14 protein-coding genes and 1 pseudogene are annotated in these 21211 nt (G+C 35.6%); 3 read left to right on the plus strand and 12 right to left on the minus strand.

The features are described from left to right. Positions 1-2 precede the first annotated feature (2 nt). Positions 3-2252 carry a YhjD/YihY/BrkB family envelope integrity protein gene (locus tag LEP1GSC049_RS214845; RefSeq protein WP_004751312.1) on the plus strand — a complete coding sequence of 750 codons (2250 nt, stop codon included), beginning with the start codon at positions 3-5 and terminating at the stop codon, positions 2250-2252. A gap of 252 nt (positions 2253-2504) precedes the next feature. Here LEP1GSC049_RS214845 and LEP1GSC049_RS214840 read toward each other — a convergent pair whose 3' ends face one another. From LEP1GSC049_RS214840 to LEP1GSC049_RS214810, 7 genes are all read right to left on the minus strand, one after another. Continuing rightward, complete coding sequence (locus LEP1GSC049_RS214840; protein ID WP_004767625.1) at positions 2505-2978, minus strand: rod-binding protein; 474 nt, start codon at positions 2976-2978, stop codon at positions 2505-2507. Continuing rightward, on the minus strand, positions 2975-4075 hold the full coding sequence (locus tag LEP1GSC049_RS214835; protein ID WP_004751333.1) for a flagellar basal body P-ring protein FlgI: 1101 nt from the start codon (positions 4073-4075) through the stop codon (positions 2975-2977). Before LEP1GSC049_RS214835 ends, LEP1GSC049_RS214840 begins: the two co-directional genes overlap by 4 nt. Continuing rightward, complete coding sequence (locus tag LEP1GSC049_RS214830) at positions 4072-5037, minus strand: flagellar basal body L-ring protein FlgH (RefSeq protein WP_004759061.1); 966 nt, start codon at positions 5035-5037, stop codon at positions 4072-4074. Before LEP1GSC049_RS214830 ends, LEP1GSC049_RS214835 begins: the two co-directional genes overlap by 4 nt. After that, on the minus strand, positions 5034-5924 hold the full coding sequence (gene flgA / locus LEP1GSC049_RS214825; protein ID WP_016560794.1) for a flagellar basal body P-ring formation chaperone FlgA: 891 nt from the start codon (positions 5922-5924) through the stop codon (positions 5034-5036). The genes LEP1GSC049_RS214830 and flgA overlap by 4 nt, the downstream gene beginning before the upstream one ends. Before the next feature lie 18 nt (positions 5925-5942). Beyond that, positions 5943-6737: a flagellar basal-body rod protein FlgG gene (gene flgG / locus LEP1GSC049_RS214820; protein ID WP_001257272.1), complete on the minus strand. Its 795-nt coding sequence runs from the start codon at positions 6735-6737 to the stop codon at positions 5943-5945. A gap of 1182 nt (positions 6738-7919) precedes the next feature. Beyond that, entirely contained in the window at positions 7920-9071 is a 1152-nt protein-coding gene (locus LEP1GSC049_RS214815) for a DNA methyltransferase (protein ID WP_004759089.1), read from the minus strand. A gap of 274 nt (positions 9072-9345) precedes the next feature. Next, positions 9346-9618, minus strand: coding sequence for an LIC_11321 family protein (locus LEP1GSC049_RS214810; RefSeq protein ID WP_004750763.1), 273 nt, complete (start codon positions 9616-9618; stop codon positions 9346-9348). A gap of 936 nt (positions 9619-10554) precedes the next feature. Here LEP1GSC049_RS214810 and LEP1GSC049_RS214805 point away from each other — a divergent pair. Both LEP1GSC049_RS214805 and LEP1GSC049_RS214800 read left to right on the plus strand, forming a co-directional pair. Then, positions 10555-11571, plus strand: coding sequence for an LA_0442/LA_0875 N-terminal domain-containing protein (locus LEP1GSC049_RS214805; protein WP_004750348.1), 1017 nt, complete (start codon positions 10555-10557; stop codon positions 11569-11571). A gap of 311 nt (positions 11572-11882) precedes the next feature. Next, positions 11883-13064, plus strand: coding sequence for a M20 family metallopeptidase (locus LEP1GSC049_RS214800; RefSeq protein WP_016560776.1), 1182 nt, complete (start codon positions 11883-11885; stop codon positions 13062-13064). 632 nt (positions 13065-13696) lie between these two features. Here LEP1GSC049_RS214800 and LEP1GSC049_RS214795 read toward each other — a convergent pair. The 5 genes and pseudogenes from LEP1GSC049_RS214795 to LEP1GSC049_RS214780 form a co-directional block, all read right to left on the minus strand. Next, entirely contained in the window at positions 13697-15904 is a 2208-nt protein-coding gene (locus LEP1GSC049_RS214795) for a SpoIIE family protein phosphatase (protein ID WP_016560783.1), read from the minus strand. 614 nt (positions 15905-16518) lie between these two features. After that, positions 16519-17031 (minus strand): DUF1564 family protein, encoded by a 513-nt coding sequence (locus tag LEP1GSC049_RS214790; protein ID WP_016560781.1) that lies wholly within the window; start codon positions 17029-17031, stop codon positions 16519-16521. 223 nt (positions 17032-17254) lie between these two features. After that, positions 17255-17823 (minus strand): annotated as a pseudogene (locus LEP1GSC049_RS02000000224675) (DUF1564 family protein). A 1056-nt stretch (positions 17824-18879) separates the two neighbouring features. Further along, positions 18880-20169 (minus strand): aminopeptidase P family protein, encoded by a 1290-nt coding sequence (locus tag LEP1GSC049_RS214785; protein ID WP_004750492.1) that lies wholly within the window; start codon positions 20167-20169, stop codon positions 18880-18882. Next, positions 20166-21197, minus strand: coding sequence for a glycosyltransferase family 9 protein (locus tag LEP1GSC049_RS214780; protein WP_025175836.1), 1032 nt, complete (start codon positions 21195-21197; stop codon positions 20166-20168). Before LEP1GSC049_RS214780 ends, LEP1GSC049_RS214785 begins: the two co-directional genes overlap by 4 nt. Between the last annotated feature and the right edge of the window lie 14 nt (positions 21198-21211).

The raw sequence follows: 21211 nt of genomic DNA on the forward strand, positions 1-21211 counted from the left end.
CAATGTTACATTTTTTTAAACCAGGTTGGTTAACCGACTCAGATAAGATCCCCGAAAAAGGTTTTTTAAGAACCTTCGTAATATTCATCCGGATCATATTGGGTTCCGCATATCGTTTCATCAAAGACGACTGTCTTATGCAGGCTTCCGGAATTTCCTATACTACGATCGTATCTTTAATTCCTATGCTTACGGTTGCGTTATCTTTGATTACAATCACTTCCGGTTTAGAAAATAGAAAAGAAGAAATTTTCGATACTATAAACACATTCATTTTACAAAGTAACATCAGCATAGACATCAACCCATATCTGGAAACAATAGGAGACCTAATCGATACCGCATCCCAAATTGGAGCGATCGGATTTATAACTTTAGTATTTTCGGCAACCGCGGTTCTACGTTCTCTCGAAAATGCATTTAACGGAATTTGGAAAATTCATTCTAATAGATCCCTATTTCAAAAATTAATTTTTTACTTTTTTGTATTAGCCATAGGCCCTCTTCTTTTTGTGATCGTAGAAGGAATCGCAAAAAGAACCATCGATTTTTTCAGACCTTCTCACTATTTTTCCATGGAAAAAGATTCATCCGGAAAAATTTGGGTGAGTGGAGAAAACGGAACCTTATTTCGAATAGACTCAAATCTCAAAAAGGAATATTCGATCCGAGAAGAAGAAATCGATTTTGAAAACATGAAATGTCTGGATGCGTTAGGCGGAAGACTTGACTTCTGCAAAAAACCGGACATAGGGACTTCCAATTTCGTTCGAATTAAAATCCAAGAGGAAATGATCTACGCTCTTTCCGCAAAAGGATTACTTTTAATCAAATCTTTAGAATCTCCCGTTTGGAGACTGGCTTCCTTCGAGGGTGTCGAACTAAAAGACATAGAGGTAATCAATTCAAATAATATTTTTATTATATTCAAAAATGGAGAAGTTCTTCATTACATTCCAGAAGGAATTTCCTTCAAACCGATCTTCAAAGACAGACTGAAGATGAACGCTTCTAAAATTTATTTTCCGGACGAATTAAACGGTTATATCGCCGACGAATCCGGAACGGTTTGGACTAGCAACGACGGAGGTTTTAATTTTTATCCGAATCGACTGACTCATTTAGCGTTTCATGATATTCATAAAACTACAAACGGAGAGTTCTTTTTAGCCGGAGAAAGAGGGGCTTTGTATCGTTCTACGGACGGAGGAAACACCTGGATACAGCTAAGCCATAAACGGTACAACTTTATACGAATCTGGTCTTTTAGCGGAACTGATATTACGGAATTATTTCTAATGGATAGTTTAGGAAATATACTGATTTCAACGGATTTAGGTGAACACTGGAATCCGTTTTATACTCCTATGAACGGTAAGTTATGGGCCAATCTTCTTTTAGAAAGAAAAGAAAACGGACAAATCAAAATACTCAACATAGGCGAATACCGCACGATCAGCGTTACAGAATCCAAGGACCAGAAGTTTGTAACGACCCTAATCACAGGGGGAGACAGTGTATTTACGATTTATTCTTTTTTAAGAATTTTATTTCCTCTTTCCGGAATTTGGCTCTTTTTTCTAAGCCTTTATTCCTTGATTCCGAACACGAAGGTTCCTTTAAAAGCTTCCTCTGTGGGTGCTGCTGTCACTGGGATTATATTTCTAGTTTTTATTTGGGGATTTCAAGTTTATATTTTATCTTTTAGTGAAACTACGATGATTATCTACAAAGCGTTAGCCGCTATTCCAATTTTTCTTTTAGGAGTATATTCACTTTCTCTAATTGTTTTGTTCGGAGCCGAAATCACCGCTTGTCTTCAGTTTAGAGAAAGATATATCGCCCCTTTTCACTCTCTGGACGAAATGAATACTTCGCCTAGCAACGAATTCAGAAAATTAATTTTAACTTTAAAATCAGCTTATAAAATCCAAAAAGAAAAAAAAGTTCCCTCTTCCTGTGTTGAACTTTCTTCCGTTTCTGGTTTAAAAGAAGAGGAAATTCCAGTCCTTACTAAAAAACTCTGTGAGTTGGAATTGTTGTCCGAAACTAAAAAAAATGAATTCGTTCCGATCGCTTCTCCCGTAGATCTAAGCATCGCGGACGTCTATCGTAAAGTCCCTGAACCTCTTTTAACCGGAGATCAAAATCTAAAATTATTTCCGACAAACATCGTTTCTAAAATCGAAAAAACGGAAGAAAAACTACAAAACGATCTGGACGCTATTAAGTTCAGCGATCTAATCAGCTAACAAGAATAAGTTGTTTTTTAGGGGCTCAAAAATTTTCAGACACAAGAAGAAATTAAAAACTTCGTTTTACCGATTTTTTATTTAAAGTTTTATCATTTTGGATATAACATTCAGATGAATGGTAGTATCGTTATATAAATTATAATGTATAGACAAATTGAAACTTCCTAACAACGATATTTCCACATTTTTTATCGATGTGTAAATTTTGACATCCCAAAAGCAGAAGGATTCTAAAATTGAAATCGATTTTTAAACCTTTTGATCAATTTTTTGATAGGGAGGAAGATTAGAAGATAAAGACTGATAAATCTGTTCCGCAAGTCCCAAAGAAGAATTAGAAGATAGATTTTTAGAATATTCGTCATAGAGCATATCTTCAAAAATTTCTTCCGCGTATCCTCCGTCTATCAAACCGGATTTGTTCACCGTTTTTTTCATCTCGTTTAACATCATTTTTACGAATATGGATTCGAATTCAACAGAAGCTGAATATAGTTTTTTGCGATACGGATCTGCCGCAATCTCTTCCTGAATGTTATGTGGAAGTTTGATTTCGGAAGAACTCACTTTTCCAGTAAGTTTTTCGTTAAACTCTTCTCGTAAAACCTCCGGAAAAGCAGACTTGTTCTTATGTTGTTTTTCCAAATTTAGAAGACTTTTTACTTCTGGCTTTTCGATTAGATTTAGTTTATTTGAATAATCTTTTATAGAATCAATCATCATTGTATCTCCAATTCCGCGTGCAGCGCTCCTGATTTTTTTAGGGCTTCTAAAATAGCGATGATGTCTTTTGTAGAAGCGCCTACTTTGTTTAAGGCTTCCACCACGTCACCCACGCTTGTAGATTCCTCGATTAAAAAAGAACTTTTAGTGGGTTCTTGTTCTTTTCCGAGCCAATTACGTCTTCTATTTTTATCCGTTACAGAAAGATTCAAACCAGAACGAGAAACCGCAACTTCTTCGATCGTAATATTACCTCCCATCACGATCACTCCGGTTCTTTCGTTAATAACTACTTTAGGTTTTACTTGTGTTTCCACGGTCAAATTTTCGATGTCGCTTAACAAAGTTAGGAACGCATCCGATTTATTTTCGAAACTTTTTCCGAGAACGATATTAATTTCGGAAGGAGAAATAGGAACTACAGACTCAGGTCCAATTCCGTGTTTTCCCGGAAGAATAGAACGGATTTTTGAGACGATCGCGTTTAATGTAGTAAAGTCTTGATTTTCAAGTTGTATCTGAACTCTTTCGGAAGCGTAAAAATTCTGATCTAACTCCTGTTCGACGATCGCCCCACCGTGAACTACCCCTACCGTTTTTTTATTTCCTCTGGAACTAATTCCACGCTCCTGTTCTTGTCTGCCTCCGAATGAAATCACTCCAGAAGCAACCGCATAAGTTTTATCTCCAGCGGTTTTTAAAGGAGATTGTAAAAGAACTCCACCTTCCAAAGACTTAGCGTCTCCGATAGACGAAACTACAACGTTTAACTTATCTCCTTTCCTAGAATAAGTTGGTATCGTAGCCGTAATTAAAACAGAAGCGATGTTTCTAGTCTGGTCCGGTTTAAGATTGGCTTCTACTCCCAAATTCTTTAAATAATTTTTCATACTTTCAGACGTAAAAGGAGTTTTACTATCTCCCGTTCCGGGAAGACCTACCACAATACCGTAACCGGTAATTTGATTTTCCCGAACCCCTTCAATTCTTGCAATATCCTTCAACCTAAACTCGGCGGAGTTTAAGGAAAAAACAGTCCCTAAAAAAATAAAACCGCTCGAAAAGAACATGCAAAAAATAGAATATTTAGATTTCATTGTGATTCTCCCAAAAGTCTGTTCAGTTGGTTCAGAATCAGTTTTTGTTTTTCTTCTTCCGAAAGTTCCGCCTTAGTGGTAACGGAACCGTCTGGATTGGTAATCGTTTTGATAGAAATTGGCGGACTTACTTGCTGAGGTTTGATCTTACCATTAAAATTTAACTGAAGATTTGCGATTTTATCGGAATCGATAGATAAATCCTTCTCCACAAATTCGGGAGAAACGGTTCCGGATAAAAGAAGACTGTTTTCTTCTCCATTGATCACGTTTACTTTTTGTCCTTGAACGGTCAAAAGTCCCGTGTTCGGATCGATCGCAGTCACTAAAACCGTCAGATTTCCCTTTATCTTTCCGATAGATTTGATCTTTCCCTTATTTTTACGGGTGATCGTACGATCGTTGTTATACGAAGGCATATCCGGAATGATCTTTTTATCAGGCATCGCTTTTAAAGTCAGAGTTTCATCCGCATTGGATTCTAGTTCAAATTCTGCTTGAAGTCCGTTTCTGATTTTAACGTAAAGAGTAGAACCCACTTTCATACTCTGACGCACAGAATACGGATTTTTATCCGTCCAAAGCGAAGATTCCTGGGCGTTTAAAGAAAAGTTATTCCCTAAAAAAAACAAACAGGAAAAAAAAGTCGCAAAATACGTCATAGAAATTTTTATATCTACAATATTAAGTTTTTCTAAATAGTATTTCAGATTAACATCTACGTAAATCAAAGAACTTTTTTGAAATTTAGAAATCAAGTTCGTTAAACTACAATTTGTTGAACAATCTTTTAAAGAAATCCCCAGTTTTTGGCGTAGGCTTTTTAAAATTGATAAAAAGAACACAATGTATTTTCTGTCAGTCAGTCGTTCTATAAACTTTAAATTAAGAAAAAAACTACTTAATATATTCGTGTCTAAAATTCCAGAAGTCGGAGCTACGTTTCTTTTATAGATTTTCATTCCGTGATCACCGTATTCTTATCTACTACTTTCGCTTTCATTTGGTTTTCTCTGGAATGAGTCGTAACCTGAACTTCTTCTCCAATATTTCCGGAACTAAGAGCTTTTACTTTTGTTTTGAGGGCTAGACTTCCTTTATGATAGATCATCAGAATTTCTCCTCCTCTTTGAACGTCTTGAATTTTACGAACGTGTTTTTTACGAAAGATTTCACCTTCATTCATATTTTTTAAAAGAGTGGAACCCAAAAGTTCGTTTCCGGGAGAATCTAAAATTTCTTCCGAAGTAAATATTTCCTCTTCTTGAAAATCTTCCTTCGTAATTTTGATCCCTTGGTTTAAAGAACGTTTAGACTTTAAAACCGTCACCATCTGTTCCACTTGAAAACGAATTCTCAAAGTATGCACTTTCTGATTTTGAAAAAAAATTTCTAAGGAAGCCATAATCTGCCCCGGATGCAAACGGGAAGGAAGATTGGCCCATCTAAGATCCACTCCTTCCAAAGGGACCTTTGTATCTCCGGATATAAACGTTAGACGAAATTCTTCATTTGGATGTTTTTTTTTGATCTCTTCCGAAAGAGATTCTGCGATTTCGCCAGGTTCCAGAGAATGATTCAAAGGAAGTACTAGAGTTTTTTTTCCAGTAACGATCGGATTCAAATCCTCGTAAACTTTTAGGACGTCTTTAGAATCTACGAATACCGGACGTTTTAGATTGTTCAAAAGAATTCTATCTTCTAAACCTTCCGGGACACGTGCAACAGAAGAAAGGCGGACTACCTCTCCTTCTATAATCGTTTTTCCTTTTAGATAAATACCTGATGTTCTCCCCCAAAGAGGAAAAAAGGTAATAATTATAAAAAGGAAAATTCGAAAAAGATTCATTAGAAATTTATAAAACTCTTATCTCTTAAGAGAAATTGCCGTGGATAACATGTTATCCGAAGTTTGAATCGCTTTGGAATTGGACTCGTAGGCTCTTTGTGCTACGATCATAGCCACCATCTCTTCTACGATCTTTACGTTACTCATTTCTAAAAACCCCTGTAGAACGTTTCCAAATCCTTCCATTCCAGGAGTTCCGGGAATTTCAGGACCGGAAGCTACGGTTTCTTGAAATAAGTTCTTTCCAATTGCTTGTAACCCGGCGGGGTTTACAAAACGATACAATTCCACCTGTCCGATTACGATAGGACGAATGTCGGCTCCTACCTTTACGGTGACTTCTCCCTGTTCCGAAATCATAAGTGTGTTTAGGATCGCACCTTCAGGAAGAATCAGAGGTGGTTCTAAAAGATATCCGTTAGACGTCACAACTTGCTGATTCGAATCTATCTTAAAAGATCCGTCTCTCGTAAAAGCGAAACTTCCATCCGGCATCTGGATTTTGAAAAACCCCATTTCTCCGGTAATCGCCATATCCAATTTGTTACCAGTCGCTTGAAAAGAACCAATTTCAAAAAGTTTTTGAGAAGCGGCTGCTCTTACACCGTGACCTACGTTCACTCCCGTTGGAATCTCACTTACGGAAGTAGCTGGAGTTCCGGCCAAAACCTGATGTTGATAAACTAAATCTTCAAAATCGGCTCGATTCTTTTTGAATCCGGTCGTATTTACGTTTGCTAGATTATTTGAAATTGTATCGATATGAAACTGCTGGGCGATCATCCCAGTAGCAGCCGTCCAAAGTGAGCGCATCATTTTTAGGTAACCCTCTTCCTTTTTAAAGTTCGGCCGATTTTGAAATTTGATGAAGAGCAAACCTTTTGTTTTTAAAGAAAAAGAGACAGAATTTACAAAAAGTACAAGTCGTTTCAAGTGCAAAAATAAGACGTAAACGAATCCTAGTTTAGAGTGAGTTCGAATTTTCTAAAAGTATGAGTTCCCACATTTTTAGAATTATCGTAAAATCAGTGTTTGTTTTAGTTTTTCGAACGATCCTAAAGATTGAGTTTCATAAAAATATGGAAACTCATACAGAAATTATAATAATAAAACGTGAATTCTTCGTAAGACAATTGGGGCGAATCCGGCTTGCCACAGACAGCCGACCGGGTTCTTTAGCTCTCGTCAATAAATTGCATGCAGGAAACATAATACAACAATCGTCTTTAGATTCAATTTAGAACGCGATCTGTCGAACGATCCATGGGGAGTGAGACGCTGAGTTTGAGAGAGCCATAACCAACCCCACAAGTTGAAGAAGATTTTAGAATCACACAACGCTCTCTACGAATCGCGTTTGAAACTCAGCAAAACGCTCTCCTAAGGGTCGCGTTTTAGGATAAAAAACGCACATTATTCAAGTGTTCCGACAAGAATGAGTCTTTTTACTTGCAAAAAGCATGTTTTTCTGATAAAGAAAAGTCTCCCAAGCCTTTCCACCTCCCACCTGAATTGCGACCCATGGAAAGCAATTCATTGAGTTACCACCCAAAATCTAGGGTGGGGTGTACGTTTTACAGAGGATTTGTCGTAATTCCGACAGATCTATATTGAAATCTAAATACTTGTGGTAAGGTTATGATAGAGAGCGTTCTACTTTAGTTTCCCCGCATCGATCCCTTTCGCGTTATACCAAACTCACGTTAATAAAAGAATACTACTGATCTCTATAAAATTGAGTACCGTTAATTCTATCATAAAACGCTGATTCTATGTAAAATATTAGGTACTTTATTATATAGTTATGAGTAAAAACTATAAATCGCTCAATAGAACAGTTTTTGTGGAAACTACCACTTCTTGTCGGGGATTCTAAGGTTTTATTGATCTCTATAAAATTGAGCACACTTAAATGTCTATCATAAAGTATGACTTTACGCAAATAATCGATTATAAATTAAAAATATAGTATATAATAAAATTAAAATGTTTAAATCATATAAAATTTCGAAATACAACACAACGATTGGAGTTCGTACCTTTTTCGTTATTTAGAACGTTCCAACAATTGGAAAGTTTTGTAAACTTTTGATCGTTTATAAAAGTTGTTTCCCATTCCAAACCGGAACCAGATGCAGCCTGAATCACGTATTCGTCTAAATTAAACACGGTCTGACCTTTTTTAATATCCCCTACTTCCATCACACAAACACCATCCGGTTTTAGAACTCTGGAAAGTTCTTTCAAAGTATCGCGGATAAAATCGGTCCAAGCGCTTAAGGTCGAAAATATACTCGGCTTTTTATGATCCGGAAGTTTAATATCTAAAAACCAGTAACGGAGCCAGTTATCTTCTTCATAGTTCACCTTATCCAAAAAAGGCGGAGAAGTAATCACTATATCTACAGTTCCATCCTGCAAGGATTCCAAAAACAAAGAAGAATGGTTTGTATAAAGATTTCTGCTCGAAAATTCATGATAAAACGGAGGAAGAGGAGTTTTTAAATCTCGTTTCATCTTCTGAAGAATTCTAGATTTAATTTCCTTATATTCAGGTTTGATTCCCTTTTTTTGATTATTTCTACGTTGAGCCTCAGGAGGAATCGAAATCTGAGGAAAACTATAGACTGAAAAAAAACCGTCGCTATGACCGTGAAGCCTAGAAAGAGCAGTAACTCCTATGTATTGAATTTCGGGAGAACGATCCGCCAAAAGGATTCGTTTTAGATTTTTAATTTCGGTTAACGTGTCTTTATGATAAAACGAAAGTAGATCCTTGTCTTCTTTTTCTTCTTTAGTTTTCTTTTTTAAATCCAAACGATTTAATATTTTTTCCATATTTTCTAAAGAAGGGATCGTTTGTCTAGATTTGGCGAGAAACAAAGACATCGGACTAATATCGTTGTGAATCGCGGTATGCCCGTCTAAGTTCGCTTGAATCGAAGTAGTTCCTCTACCGCCAAACGGATCCAAAACAATACCCTTATGTTTAGAAAGATACTTATCTAAAAAAAACGCTGGAAGTTCCGGCTTAAAAGAAGCCCTATAACTAACACTGTAATGAATGGAATGAGATTGTCTCTGACGAGAAGTCCAGAATTCTCCAATCTGAATTTTTCTTTCTTTTCTTTTGAGCGCGGTAGACATCCGAAAAACCTCGTATGAAAAGATTTTCGGCCTTCACTCGAATTTTCCTCTGAAGAAAAAAGAACCTCTTACTAATTACTTAAAGCTATAGAATCGAGTATGATCGTCGAGATATACAAGTTCGTTCTTTTTTCTAAAGCGACATAGATTTTCTATGTTCAATTTGTAGAATGTATTGGAATAAACTCATAATACCTTTGATGAGTTTTTGTAGTAAGAAAAAATTTTCTGAAAATATTAGATCTTTACGATCTTATGGAATTACGATTTCAAATCATTCCGGAAAAGATTCAAAACAAAGGGTTCTTTCTTTTAGAAAAGAATGAAACTGTCTATGAGAAGCACAATCTTCTTCGGTGCTAATAAAGTAGTCGTACCCGCCGCCGGTCATTTTAATTCTACAACATCCTTGAACAGTTGATTTAGAAGAAGCAGCCGAATTTTTATCCGGTTCCTTTTTTTCCGTTTCCTTGGCAAATACAGTACCGCAAAAAATAAATATGACCCATAACGTCATCCATCTTTTAAAATCGAATTCTATTTTCATTGTAAAATCACCATAAAATTAAACGGCAATGATTTCAAATCTTCTTTTTTAACGTGAGCAGGGCATAAGAAAACCGGGCGAATCCAGCTCTTTAGCGAGCGGGACCGCGCTTTCAGTCCCATTCAATAAATTGCATGAAGGAAACGTAATGCAATATTTCGTCTTTAGATTCAATATAGAACGCGATCCATAGTGAGCGTTCTACTGAGTTTCAAACGCGATCCATAGTGAGCGTTCTACTGAGTTTCAAACGCGATCCATAGTGAGCGTTCTACTGAGTTTCAAACGCGATCCATAGTGAGCGTTCTACTGAGTTTCAAACGCGATCCATAGTGAGCGTTCTACTGAGTTTCAAACGCGATCCATAGTGAGCGTTCTACTGAGTTTCAAACGCGATCCATAGTGAGCGTTCTACTGAGTTTCAAACGCGATCCATAGTGAGCGTTCTACTGAGTTTCAAACGCGATCCATAGAGAGCGTTCTATTGAGTTCAGAAAGTGAGACGCTTTAGTTTGAGGAAAGCGTTTTGCTAAAGTTCCTCGCATCGATTCTTTTCGTGTTAATTTACGTTTTTTAAAACTTGATTTCACTAATAATAGTATCTTATTCCGAAACGAACTGCTTTTTTAAGGAAGATATTGTATTTTAACTTTTTCCAATAACGTATAGTATCCTTTTCATACGTCTTTTTATTCAGAACTATAAAATAAAGACCGAGTATTTTAAGCTGAAACAGTACTTTGCATCAAAAATTTAAGACACTCAATTTTATAAGGATCTCTGTAGAGAAAATTTTAACGCTCTATTCATTATAAGCTCTCGTTCAGTTTCAAAAAGCTCTCTAAATAAATCTTAAAAATTAGGAAATAAATTGCAATTCTGAATCTTCTATGAATACTGAAATATTCATTTTAATTTTTTAGGAACGTTATCTTGATGAAATCTTTCACACACTCTCTACAAAACGTTATTCAATACAAAGTTTCACTTTTAGTTCTATTTCTTCTTTTGCCCCGTTTAATTTTTGGAGAAACGATTCTTTTTAAATCTGGAGAAAGAGCTTATGGAACCGTAATCGATCAAGATCCGGAAACGGTTACAATCATTCGCGACGGAAAGAGAATTAAATTAGGAAAATTTAAAATTCTTAAAATCATTTTCAAAGAAATCAAAGACGAACAAGAAATCGCCAAAATTATAGAAATCGAAAAAAAGAAACTGAATAAAGAGGGTAAAAAAAGCGATAAAGAAGAACAACTAGACACGATCTACCTCGAACAGATGATTAAAGAGAATAGTTACAAAATCGTTCAGAAACGTTTAGCGTTACTGGAAAAATATCTAGAAGAGAGAGACGGTGACTGGGAAAGTTATATTACCGCAAAAAGAAATCCTTGGGAACCGGTTTGGAAATCAGCGATTCTTCCTGGTTGGGGTCACAACACGATGAGACAAAACGGCTGGGGTGTTAGCTATTCCACTTTGTTCTTTGTTTCCTTATTTTCTTACTTTGGACTGGATGCCGCCGAAAAAGATAGGGCAAAAGCATACGATAAGAAGATAGAAAAAATCATAGGACAACAATTTACTACAGACCTACTTTTAGGTTCGAACACTTCTACGGTAATTTCTCCCGAACTCAATCTGGTTTTTGAATTTAATACTTTACGAAATTTGAATTCTCTCAACTCGATTCGTTCCGACGAAGGAGACTACAAAAAAGCAAAACATACCGCGGCTGGAGTTGCTATTGGAATCTATCTGATTCAATTGACACACTCATACTTTACCGGAAAAACCTGGGCACAAAATAACATAATTCAAACTCCTACAGGAGAAAATGTTTCAGAAGGTTTTGGAGTGAGAGGTAATCCTCTGGTTTCCAAAGAAATTACTGGTGGTGTAAAAAGTATAGACGTAGGTGGACAAATGCTCTATACAATTTTTTTCTAATATTCACTACTCTAACATATAAAAGAATACTATAAACTTTTTCTAAAAAGTTAGAATATGGGATTTCGCTCATCAATCGAAATAACGTAATTCATGAGAAATTCTTAAAATCTCAAAGTCACAGATATAAAAAAAATTTATACCAAAAGTTCATTCTAGGTTTTTACTAATCCCTATTAAATTGAGTAATGTAAATTTTTAATGCAAAACACTGTTTTAGCCCAAAATACCGGGATTTTATTTTATAGCTCCGAGTAAAAAAATCTAAAATTCTTTTCGAAAACAGTTCCTAAAGGTAGAATGGTTTTTGTATGAAACACACACTAACTTCCAATAGAACGGCTGAACTCATCCAATACAGAAGACAAATTCACAAACACCCGGAACTTAGATATGAAGAAAATCAAACCTCTAGTTACGTAATCAATCATCTCAAAAAATTAGGTCTTTCTTTCCAAGATAAGATCGCAAAAACGGGAGTGGTATCCTTGATCGATTCTGGTAGACCTGGAAAAACTCTTCTTGTACGTGCAGACATGGACGCGCTTCCCATATTCGAAGAATCTAATCAAGAATACAAATCGGTTCACGAAGGTGTGATGCACGCCTGCGGTCACGATGCTCATACTTCCATTCTTATGGGACTGGCAACAGAAATCAAAGAGAACATCCAATCCATTCTCCCTAAAGGAAAAGTATTATTAGTATTTCAACCGGCTGAAGAAGGTGGACAGGGTGCCGACAAAATGATCGAAGAAGGTATATTAGAAAAATATAACGTAGATGCCGCTTTAGCCCTACACGTATGGAATCATATTCCAATCGGAAAAATAGGAGTTGTAGACGGCCCTATAATGGCAGCTGTTGACGAATTTACGATTACAATCTCAGGTATCAGCGGCCACGGGGCTATGCCTCAACACACAGTGGACCCGATTGTAGTAGGCGCTCAAATCATCAACTCGTTACAAACCATCGTTTCTAGAAATACCGATCCTTTAGATTCCTGCGTAGTAACCGTGGGGAGTTTTCATTCTGGAAACGCATTTAACGTAATTCCGGAAACCGCAGAATTAAAAGGTACAGTTAGAACTTATTCTAAAAAGATGTTTGAAGAAGTTCCGGAAAAATTAGAAAGAGTGGTTAAAGGAATAGCATCTGCGTTAGGTGCCACTGTATCTATTCGTTACGAAAGAACGAATCAACCCACAATTAACGATCCTAAAATGGCAAACATAGTACGCAAAGCTTCTTTAAATATTCTAGGCGAAGGAAGTTTAACAGAGGAAAATACGAAGTCCATGGGAGGAGAAGATTTCTCCGCGTTTCTGATGAAAGTTCCAGGTTGTTACTTTTTTGTAGGTTCTAGAAACGAAGAAAAGGGATTCGTATATCCACATCATAGTTCTAAATTTGACATAGACGAAGACTCTCTTTCAATCGGTCTTACCGTTCTTAAAGAGGCAATTAAAATTTATCTAGAAGAAAATTGATTTCTCAAAATGATCAAATTCATCAAACGTGTATTTATAGTAAAAATCATTTCAAACTTTTTATTTTCAAAAATTCTTACGATCTCACACAACTACTAGGACGCATGAAAATAATACTATTCTAAATCTATTTCAAAACTTAAAATATAGTATCACACAAAAGAGGTATTTACTCAAACTTTCTTATATCAAACTCGACATATTAAAATTATTGAAAGTTAGAGTTTAGTTTCTTTATTACTCAGAACTATAGTTCCCTATCAAATTGAGTATCTTAATGTTCATCCCAAAGTACCACTTCAGATAAGTTCGATAGATCCGATGCGAAAGAGATTGAATCGTAGTAGAACTGAATAGAGCGCTCTTTCAAGCTAGCTCTGCTTCTTAAACTCAATAAAACGCTTTCCTGAATGCAAATCCTTAGAGGTATTCGCTTTAGTTTTCTGGGTCGCTCTGCAGGTCTCCGTTTTATAATAAATTGTAATTCAAGACTAAATATAGCATTACGTTTCTTTTATACGATTTATTGACTGGAGCTAAAAAGCGCGGTTCGGTTCGCCTCGTTTTTTTCTCTGGATTGAGATATAAACGATTAGATTGGTTATTTTATTATGCAGTTATGAGTAATAAACTTATTCATTTGTTTTATTATCTTCTGGATTATAAGTAACTTTTAACAAAGAGAGATCGTCTAAGATCACGCCGAATTTTAGAATTTCCTCATATATCTTTCTAAGATCGGCATTCCCCTCTTCCACCCTTTTAAGAAACTGATTCTGGTCCTCGTTGATGACCCGATTTTCTTCCTTTCCGATCAAAAGATCGTCCCTTCCGTCCGATCCGATCATAATCGTATCACCTGGAAGCATTTGAAAATTTTTGATCACAAGATGTTCTTCGTTTTCCGGAATTCCTATTTTTCTAAGAGTCAATTCTTCTTCAATATAAGAAGCGACACCGTTCCGATACAGAACCGTCCAAGGATGTTCCGCATTGATATAATAAAGAAGTCCCGTGTTTTCCTCTACCAATCCCAAAACGATGGAGATATACATAGAACCATCAAAGGATTCAAAAATTTTTTGAAGTTCTAAAAATGCTTCTTCCAGCCATTTTTCAGGTTTTTTGTTTTGATGTAACGAAATTGAAGATCGAGTAAGAATCGTATTAAACACGGTTCCCAATACAAGTGCTCCTCCGGCTCCTTGAATCGATTTCCCCATCGCATCCCCGTTCACAAATACGACGTATTTTTTTTCACAAAGTTCCACGTTACCCGAAATCAGAATATCTCCTCCAATTTCATAGGTTTTATTTTTAAACTCGAAAGATTTTTTTTGTTTTGTATAAAATTCTGTTTTGATCACTTCGCTCGTATTTTTATTTGAGGAAAGCGGATTGATCAAAAGAGAAGTAAGAAAATAATCCGCATCCTGTTGAATTTTCAATCGATTGACTTGTTCTAAAGAAACTCTTAATTCTTCAGTTCTTTGTTCTACTTTTTTCTCTAGGTCCAGATTAAGCTCCTCTACCTCCTCATTTAATCGAACAAACTTATTGGCAAGAATCGTAGCAATACTTAAAATAAAAAACAGAAAAGAATAACCTACGATCCTCGGAAAAACGAATACGTTTCTTGCACCCAAAGTATCCAAAAGAGCAGCAAATACCGTAATCAAAACCCCAATTAAAATTAAAAAAGCGTCCCTATCTTTTGCGATCACACGACGAATCAAATGATCCAATGTGATTCCTAGATAAAGAATCCAACCATATTGAACTAAATTCTTATTTATAAAATTATAATGTTCTACATTATTGGAAACAAAGTAAAAAAGTGCAAAACATACATACAAACCATCCAACACCTTTAGAATAATCGTTTTTGGATATTTAAAATACAAACGAATAAGGTTTGCAAAAAGTGGAACCAGGACAGCGAGCACCATATATTCCAATTTTTTCATATAAATGAATTCGATTCCTAAATCATACTTGATCTGATTTCTTAAAAATTGATATAAAACGAGTAAAATCGTAAACAAGCCGTAGTATAAATTTTCACGGTCGGTTCTACGACGCAAATAAAGAAAAAGAAAATATATACCAGCGGTTGTATAAACCATTAATAATAGAATTTTAATATACTCAGTTTCCAACAGTTCTTTCTGAATTAACAGAGAATCTCCAATTGCAGTTTTATCCTGTTCAATTCCTATCTCTTTCTGAAAATATTTTTTGACTTCAATCACGAGTATATTTGTCTCGCCGTTACGTATCAAACCGTTTGGAATTTGATAAATTCGGATTTTATCATATGCTTGAGGTAAAGTGGAATTCATATCTCCGGTTTCACCGATCAAGGTTCCGTTTAAATACGTTTTATCTTTATCCGTCAGAGTCCCTAGACGAACGGCAAGCCCTGAACTTTTCCAATTTTTTGGAGCGATAAACTTTTTAACTATAAATGCGGTTTGTATGGATTCCTCCGGAAGTATATACACACCTGGAACTTCATAAGTTTCCAACTGAATATTAGAATTCTTTTGACCGTTCAAATACGAGTCAGAAAAGGAAACCGGATCCATTTTTTGTAGAGTAATTTCCCAACCATGTTCTTTCGTGGAATCCAGACTGACAATTTCGTCTAATGACTGTATTTTTTGGACAGACTCGGAAGAAATAGGAAATATAACCAAAAAATAAAATAGAAATATTGAAAAATATAGAAGTTGTTTCGATAAATCACAAAAAATCATTCTATAAAAATTAGAGAACATTTTTGTAAAAAGCGAAATTTCGCTAAAATTTTTCAAGAACCATAACTTATCATCTTTCATTTTTACAAATCTCAAAAAGGAATATTGATTTTTTTAAATCTAATTTTTTGTGATCCTTGAATCAAAATAAAAAAACAATTCTTCAACCCTAAAAAACAATATAACTCACGCTTTTCCCGGTTTCGACAAGAGTTTTTTTAGAGTTTAATACGGTCGTTTAATAAAAAGAAAACTTTCCGATAAATGTTATTTACCACTCGGACGCATAAAAAATAATACCTCGTTGAGTTTTGTTTAACCTGAAATTGGGCGTAAGAAAATCAGGGCGAATCCGGCTTGCCATTGGAGCCGGACCGGACTCTCCCCTCTGGTCAATAAATTGTATGAAAGAAACTTAATACGATATTTCATCTTAAGTTGCAATTTAAAACGCGATCTGTCGAACGACTCATGGAGAGTGAGACGGCTTTAGTTAGAGAGAGCGTTTTGCTTTAGTTTCCTCGCATCGATCCCTTTCGCACTACCTCGAATTCGTGTTTGTTTAAAAAACTGAGAATGTAGTACCCTCCCGCAAAAAGCAAACAATTCCCAGCCAAGCTCAATTTTTGAGAACTTTGCATTTTTGGTAAAATCGCCCATCCATTTTGAGTAATTTCTCAGTTTTAAATGTTCATTTAGTTTCTAGTTTTTTGAATTAAGGTCGGATCTCCGATATATTCTTTAAATTCATCTAAAATTAGATTTTCCGCATATCTAGATTCCGGATAAAGATCTGTCTCCAATAATAGTGTTACAAACATTTTGCACATCGAAACTCCGTGTAGAAAGGCGAGTCTTTTAAGTTCTATCCAATCATTCTCAAATGGCCGAAAAGAATATCTCTGCAATTCGAGCTTTTGTTTTTGGTAACTGATTTTGTTCCTTAAAGTTTGTTTTGGAACCAATATTAGGAATGGTCTTTGATGAATACATTGATTTAAAAATAATCTCAAAGAACCTGCTCTTTGGATTCTTTTATTCAAATAAGAAACCAACTCCTTAGGAATATTGACATCCGACGGTGACCCCAATTTTTTTAGATTTTTTGGAAAATCTCGGAGTTTCTGCTCGGTTCGATCTTTTCCAAAACGGTTTGGCTTTAATAATTTTAAATGTCTGAATGGTTGTTTTGATTTTTTAATTTTCATACCGTTATCAGTTCCGATAATGGAACCGTCGGCTCTGTTTTTTGAAATTTTTTTCCTTTATCCTTATTTTTTTTGAATTGTTCATTTTTATATTACAAACAAATATTATAATTTTTTGAAAATTGAATATTTAAATTGCTGAATTTTCTGTAGTTTATGTCTTATTTCGGGTCGGAAGACCGCCATAAAATCAAATTACGGTAGAATTGAAAGAGTTAACATTTTAAGCAGATGATTTTCGTTCGAACCCATGAAAAGTGTTAAACCCGGTGACGATGGAAAAAAATAGAGTATTCCTCTTGGAAGAAATCAATTGGATAAGTAAAATTTCTGAATTTTGGAATTTTCGATTTTTAAAATCATTCCAAAAGGATTTTGAAGAACCTTTATTTTCATCAAAAGTAAGAAGCATTACGAAAAAATTACAAATGGAAACACCGTAGTAACGAGCAGCAAGTCTTAATTCCGCCCAATCCGCAGCGTTAGGTCGAAAAGAAAAACGAACCAGTTCAAGTTCGGTTTCTTGATATAAGGTCTTTTCTTTTTGAGAATGAGCAAAAAGAGAATGTAATCGATGGCGGTTTTCTTTAAAAGGAAATGTAACATACATTTTAAAGATTTAAACTGTGAAATTCGTTTTGTTAAATGTGGAATTTTTACTCTTGGGATCCAAAGATCGGATGGAGAATTTCTTTTCGAAATCGATTTTTTATCAGTAATCAATTTAGAATTTTTTTGTTCATTACTGAGATTACGAATGTGTCGAGAAGAAGTTTGATCTTTTTTTACCATACTTCTTACAGTTCTTGATTCATTGCAATCGTTCGTATTTTTCAGAGTTTTATGAAAAAATAATTCATAATTTTAAAAATTTTTTAATCAGCCGGAGTTCCTACCATTTAAACACATAATCATTTTACTAATCTTTATAAAGTTGAGTATCTTAAGCTTTTAACACAAAATACTACTTCAAACAAAATTTTAATATTCCGTCATATAATTCTAAATAATCTGAGTTCGGTATAACGCGAAAGGGATCGATGTGAGGAAACTAAAGCAGAACGCTTTCCTAAACTCAACACATCGCTCTCTACCATAACCAACCACACAAGTATTTGGATCTCAATATAAATCTATCGAAATTACGACAAATCCTCTGTAAAACTTACACCTGCAAGTGAGTTAGAGAGAGCGTTTTTTGAGTTTTCCCTAATTTTGGGTGGCAACTCAATGAATTGCTTCCCATGGGGCGCAATTCAGGAGGAAAGGCTTGAGGGGCTTTTCTCTATCAGAAAAACATACTTTTTGCAAGTAAAAAATCTCATTCTTGTCGGAACACTTGAAAAATGTGCGTTTTGGATCCCTAAAACGCGATCCGTAGAGAGCGTTTTGCTGAGTTCTTTAACGCGACCCGGAAAACTAAAGCGAATGCCTTTCTAAGGATCGGCATTCAGGAAAGCGTTTTGCCGAGTTTGAGAGAGCCGTTCAGCTTTAGTTCAACTTTGATTCTAAAATCCTATTCAACTTGTAGGGTTGGTTATCACTCCCTATGAGTCGCTCTACAGGTCACGTTTTATATTTAAACTAAAGACGATTGTTGTATAATGTTTCCCTTATGCAACTTATTAACTCTGGTTCGGCTGCCTGTGGTAAGCCAGATTCGTTCCGGTTTTCTTACAGCAAACTCACATTAAGTAATAACAAAACGCAGCAGTTCCCACAAAATTAAATCTCTTGTCATTGGTTTATAATTTTGGAACGTACTTCCGTCCTTAAAAATTGTAAGAGTTCCCACATTTTCAAGTTTTTGAACAAACTCTAAAAAAGATTCATCTTAAAGTTCAAAATTCAGTATTTAAGAGATTCTATTTCATCAATTTCTTTGGGAATCGAAGACGTAAGATTCACTGGGTTTTGACCTTGAACCAAAATGTCGTCCTCTATCCGAATCCCTATTCCTCTAAATTTCTCTGGGATAGTAAAATCAGTAGGATCAAAATAAAGACCTGGTTCGATAGTAATCACCTGACCGTCTTGCAAAGACCAAGAAGTTCCGTCTTTATAATACGAACCTACATCGTGCACGTCCATACCTAAATAATGACTGGTTCTATGCATATAATATTTCTTGAATGTATTTTGCTCTAAAATGGAATCCATAGAACCTTCTAAAAGGCCTAAATCTTTCAAACCTTCTACAAGAGTTTTAACTGCCTGATTGTGAATCGAAACAAATTCCACTCCTTCCTTCGTATTGGAAACAGCTTCTTTCTGCGCTTTTAAAACCACTTCGTAGACCGCCTTTTGCTCGGGAGAAAATTTTTTCCCCGCCGGAAAGTTACGAGTTACGTCTGCAGTATAATATCCTTTTTCAGCTCCGCTGTCCACCAACACAAGATCCCCCGGATTCAACTGACAGTTGTTAGACGTATAATGAAGAATGGTTGCGTTTTTTCCACTCGCTACGATATGTCCGTAACCGCCCCCCCAAGCCCCGTGTTTTAAATATTCGGATTCCAAAATCGCTTCGAGTTCGTATTCATACATTCCGGGTTTAGATTCTCTCATCAATCTTTCGTGACCTAAGGCGGTGATTCTTGCAGATTCTCTGAGAGCTTCAATTTCCACGGTAGATTTAAACATTCTCATCCAGTGTAAAAAATCCGGAGTTTCAATCCTTTTAGGACCGAATTTACCTTCTCTGGATCTTTGATTGAGAGAATAAATCCACTCGATGAGTTTAGAATCGCGAGCCAAATTCTTTCCAAAAAAATGAAACAAAGTATGTTGATTGAGTAAAATTTCATCCAACTTCAATTCCCATTCATTTGTATCAAAGGATTCGTCCAAACCCAACAACTCCTTCGCCTTTTCTTTTCCGATTCTAATTCCGGTCCAGATTTCTTTTTCTTTGTCCTTTGGAAGTACAAAAATCGATTTATAAGAATTTTTTAATATTAAAATTCCATCCGATTCTTCAATACCGGTTAGATAATAATAATCAGAGTCCTGACGAAATTTATATTCTACGTCACGATTTCTGATTAAATGAGAAGCCGCAAAGACGATCAAAACCTCTCCGTCTTTTAATCTTTTTTGAACTTTTTCGATTCGTTCCGAGTGAATATATGAAGTCATTTTACATTTCCTTTTTCTAATTGGACCGCCACTTCAAACATTTTGTTGGTGTCCTGATCCTTCATACAACGAAAATGTCCTTCGGGACAAATTCTCCCGCCGTGAATCCCACAAGGTCTACAAGCAAGTCCGTGAATTTCAGAGATAAAAGAAAAATCAGCAAGTGGGGTATAACCGAAATCCGGAACCGTAGCTCCAAAAACCGCCAAAGTAGGAATGTTAAACGCAGAGGCAAAATGAATCGGAGAAGAATCATTACTAATAACTAAAGTTGCTTTAGAAACTAAAAACGAAAGTTCTGGTAAATTTGTTTTTCCCGCAAAGTTAATCGCGTAGCCGGAACCTACTTCTTCACAAAGATCTAAGTCCGTTTTCGATCCAATTAGAACCACCTTCTTACCGGTTTCCTTAAAGATACGTTCCCCTAAAACTCTAAATTTAGAAGCAGGCATCCGCTTGGTTTCCCAGACGGAACTAGGCGCAAGTAAAACGTAATTTCCAGATTCAAGTCCGTTCTCTTTCATCAATTCACGAATTCTAAAAACAGATTCTTCTTTCCAATAAAGTTCAGGACGCTTTGGAATATTAGAATATTCTTCTTTACTGTATAATAAGGAAAATAGTTTTTCCACCTCGTGCATTCCCAAAATAGGTCTTGGAATTTTTTTAGTCAGCAAAAAAGAAAAGCCTGCTGTTTCGTATCCGATTTTTTCTTTAGCACCACTTGCAAATCCGATCAAGGTGGAACGAAAAGAAAAATGAGGCAGAATACAAAGTGTATAATTTTCTTTTCTAAGACTGAATAAAAAGGAAATAAATTTCAAAATGGATTTTTTGAATTCCTTCTTATCCAAAGGAATCAGTCGATCTATATAAGGATTTGCCTCAAGCACACTTTCGGTCCCTTTATTAACCACAACCGTAAGATGTGAGTTCGGATATTTCCTTTTGACTTCTCTAAAGAAAGAAGTAGTTAAAATTAAATCTCCTAAAAAAGCGGTCTGAATCAAAAGTATTTTTTCGGTCACGTCCAATTCCATTT

The sequence above is a fragment of the Leptospira kirschneri serovar Cynopteri str. 3522 CT genome (genome assembly GCF_000243695.2).
Classification (GTDB): domain Bacteria; phylum Spirochaetota; class Leptospiria; order Leptospirales; family Leptospiraceae; genus Leptospira; species Leptospira kirschneri.

Bases quoted from the DNA above. Each gene is read 5' to 3' on its own strand.
- LEP1GSC049_RS214805 (WP_004750348.1), top strand. From the start codon at position 10,555: ATGAAATCTTTCACACACTCTCTACAAAACGTTATTCAATACAAAGTT.
- LEP1GSC049_RS214845 (WP_004751312.1), top strand. From the start codon at position 3: ATGTTACATTTTTTTAAACCAGGTTGGTTAACCGACTCAGATAAGATC.
- LEP1GSC049_RS214785 (WP_004750492.1), bottom strand. From the start codon at position 20,169: ATGACTTCATATATTCACTCGGAACGAATCGAAAAAGTTCAAAAAAGA.
- LEP1GSC049_RS214830 (WP_004759061.1), bottom strand. From the start codon at position 5,037: ATGAAAATCTATAAAAGAAACGTAGCTCCGACTTCTGGAATTTTAGAC.
- LEP1GSC049_RS214810 (WP_004750763.1), bottom strand. From the start codon at position 9,618: ATGAAAATAGAATTCGATTTTAAAAGATGGATGACGTTATGGGTCATA.
- flgG (WP_001257272.1), bottom strand. From the start codon at position 6,737: ATGCGCTCACTTTGGACGGCTGCTACTGGGATGATCGCCCAGCAGTTT.
- LEP1GSC049_RS214840 (WP_004767625.1), bottom strand. From the start codon at position 2,978: ATGATGATTGATTCTATAAAAGATTATTCAAATAAACTAAATCTAATC.
- LEP1GSC049_RS214790 (WP_016560781.1), bottom strand. From the start codon at position 17,031: ATGAAAATTAAAAAATCAAAACAACCATTCAGACATTTAAAATTATTA.
- LEP1GSC049_RS214835 (WP_004751333.1), bottom strand. From the start codon at position 4,075: ATGAAATCTAAATATTCTATTTTTTGCATGTTCTTTTCGAGCGGTTTT.
- LEP1GSC049_RS214800 (WP_016560776.1), top strand. From the start codon at position 11,883: ATGAAACACACACTAACTTCCAATAGAACGGCTGAACTCATCCAATAC.
- LEP1GSC049_RS214815 (WP_004759089.1), bottom strand. From the start codon at position 9,071: ATGTCTACCGCGCTCAAAAGAAAAGAAAGAAAAATTCAGATTGGAGAA.
- flgA (WP_016560794.1), bottom strand. From the start codon at position 5,924: ATGAATCTTTTTCGAATTTTCCTTTTTATAATTATTACCTTTTTTCCT.
- LEP1GSC049_RS214795 (WP_016560783.1), bottom strand. From the start codon at position 15,904: ATGAAAGATGATAAGTTATGGTTCTTGAAAAATTTTAGCGAAATTTCG.